Genomic DNA, 2,499 nt, shown 5'->3' with positions numbered 1-2,499 from the left:
CTGCTTTCGCGGTTGAGACGCCCGACGAGCCGGTTGTTGAGATACACGTTCAGAGGGATGCGGGTACGACGGCGCGGCATTAGAACACGTCCTCGATATCCGCTGCCGATCCCTTGCTACGCGGCTTGATTTCGATTTCGAGGTCGAGCGCCGCCAGCAGGTCGAATATCGTGGCGACCTTCGTCGCACCTTGCCCACCCTCGATTTTCGAGACGGTTTCCTGCCATATGCCAGCCTTCTCCCCAAGCTGGGCCTGGGTGAGATCGGCATTGCGGCGCGTGCGCCGGAGAATGGCTCCAAGCTGTTTCGGGGTGCGGGCAATCTGGCTCATGGCATCCTATCCTTTCAGACTCAATATATCATTTAGATCATAAAGCCGCAATATGATATTTGGATCATAAATCCATAATATGAAGATTAAATCATAAATCAGAATTATATCGATTGGATCATAAGGGCGGGCCGGTCACTCTACCGGTCCCGGCCCTGGCCCTGATCCTTATTGATGCCGCGCTTCTTGCGGCTATCGCGGAACGCCTTGCGGGCCTCCTGATAGGACGAGAGGCCGGACTCCTCGCGCGCAGTTTCTTGTTTGCGCTCTTGCGCTTGGTGTTTCGCTTGCGGCTTCTCCTGTGTCCGGTCCGGCGCTTTCGGGCGCACGCGGCTGCGCTCCGGCTGACGGGTGCGCTTCGTCTCCTGCGTCCGGCTTTTGTCCGGTTCGCGCAGGCCGGTCAGGTAGCGCCCGATCTCGCGCGACAGCGCCTTGCGCTCCTGCCGGTGTTCCTTGCGCGCCGCGTCAATTTTCGCCTGGAGCGTCCCGCGCTCCTTGAGCTGGTGTTCGATCAGAGACTCACGGTCGGCGCGGTCGCGCAGCATCGCGTCGATGGCTTCCTTTTCATTCTGACGCTTGATGGCGGCCGTCTTGCCGGACATCCAGTCCCACAATCCCTTGACGCCCGTGTTGAACCGCGCGGCGCGTTCCTGGCTGGCACGCCGCCATTCCGCCTCTTGAAAGCCAATCTGTAATTGGCGCTCAAAGGCATGCTGCTCCGCCATCTGTCGACGTTCCTGCGCCAGCGCGTTCATCCGCGTCGCGTGCTGCTTGTTCAGCTCCTGCTCGAAGGCTTGGAGCTTCGGCGTCATCGTGTTGGCGATGCGCTCTTTCGCTCCGGCCACGTCCGGCAGGTTCTCCCCCGATCCGATCCGGTCCTTGATGGCCCCGGTGTTTTCGCCGGTCCAACGGGACAGCGAATAGACCTCGCCTTGATGATCGACAGCGACAAAGCCGCGCCGATCGCCGCGCGCCAGCACCATGCCGTGCTGTTCCAAAGCCTGGACGAATGCCTTGGCGCTGTCCGACTGCACCCAGCACTCCTGGAAGAGCTGCTTGATCTCGCGCGGATCGCTTTGCGTCCGCTGCGCTTGAAGCCATTCCTCGCGGCTGAAATTCAACGGATTGGCGAGACGGCGGTCCTTGAGGCCGTCGGGCAACGACCAGCCATGTTCGAGAAACATTTCCCGCGACACTTCGGTGAGGCGGTTCTTGTAATAGGGCAGGTTGATCGCCGTCATCGACTCCGCGTCGATGCGGCTCCACACGCAATGCGCATGACGGCGACCGTTCTTTTCATGGAAGACCAGCGCGCGCGGCTGATCGCTCAACCCGAGCTTGTCCTCGATCCGCATGGCCGCTTGTTCGAAGGATTCGAACGGCACGGACTCACCCAGAGGCGGGTTCATGCTGACCGAGAGCAGGAACTGACGGCATTTCGTGCCCTTGGCGACATACTCCGCTTCGCGCAGGGCGTCGGCTAGATCGTCGGACACAAAGCCGCGCAGCTCGTGAACGTCGATATGCTCGTTCTCCCCGGCATTTGTCAGATGTTGCGCCAAATCCTTAGCACCGGCGCGCTGGCTGCCCTTGATAATCATGGCCGCGCCCTCACGGCTTCGGCGGACGCGCGCCAAGCGCGTTCATCAACAGCGCCTTCATCTTGGCGATATCGGCGCAGGCTTGATTGATGTCCCTGATGGTTTCCGCATTGACCGGCAGCGATCCGCTATTCGCAGCGCGCGCAAGCTGATTGACGTTATTGGACAGGCGCGAGCTGCCGAGCTTGGCCAGCACTTGCGCCAACGCACTCCGGTCGGCGATGGAGGGTTGCGGCGACTTGCGGCGCGGCGGCTCCGCCCCGTCGAGGACGCGCGATTTCACATAGGCCCCGAGCGGCATGTCTCCGGCCTGCCGTTCCAGGCGGGCGCGCTCTTCGAAGCTCAGCCGGATCGAGAACGGCGCTTCGCGTTTCTTGCTCTTCCTGCCCTTATTCGTCCTGTCCATAGAACTGGCCTACCGTCCGGCACCACCGGAACACGGCAAGCGGCTGCGCGCCGGTCCTCATCTGAGAACCGGCGGTTTGAAGCCGCCGCCCGTGCCGGTGATGTCTTTGGAGTTGAACAGTAGGCTAAGTTGGTTGCGAGCCCCCGCAACCAATTAAGCCC

3 protein-coding genes are annotated in these 2,499 nt (G+C 61.5%); all 3 read right to left on the bottom strand.

The window, feature by feature from the left end; genetic code table 11:
* Positions 1–79 precede the first annotated feature (79 nt).
* The gene (locus BLR95_RS15360) at positions 80–331 is read right to left on the bottom strand and encodes a helix-turn-helix domain-containing protein (RefSeq protein ID WP_092622138.1); all 252 of its coding nucleotides are present in this window, start codon (positions 329–331) and stop codon (positions 80–82) included.
* A gap of 140 nt (positions 332–471) precedes the next feature.
* Positions 472–1,932, bottom strand: coding sequence for a relaxase/mobilization nuclease domain-containing protein (locus tag BLR95_RS15355; protein ID WP_143131048.1), 1,461 nt, complete (start codon positions 1,930–1,932; stop codon positions 472–474).
* A 10-nt stretch (positions 1,933–1,942) separates the two neighbouring features.
* A complete protein-coding gene (gene mobC, locus BLR95_RS15350) occupies positions 1,943–2,338 on the bottom strand; it encodes a plasmid mobilization relaxosome protein MobC (RefSeq protein WP_092622134.1) in 396 nt (131 codons plus the stop codon).
* Positions 2,339–2,499: the final 161 nt, after the last annotated feature.

It is taken from the genome of Roseospirillum parvum, from assembly GCF_900100455.1.
GTDB lineage: Bacteria > Pseudomonadota > Alphaproteobacteria > Rhodospirillales > Rhodospirillaceae > Roseospirillum > Roseospirillum parvum.
Note: the sequence above shows the minus strand (reverse complement) of the source record. Positions and strands in the feature narration are given on the sequence as shown.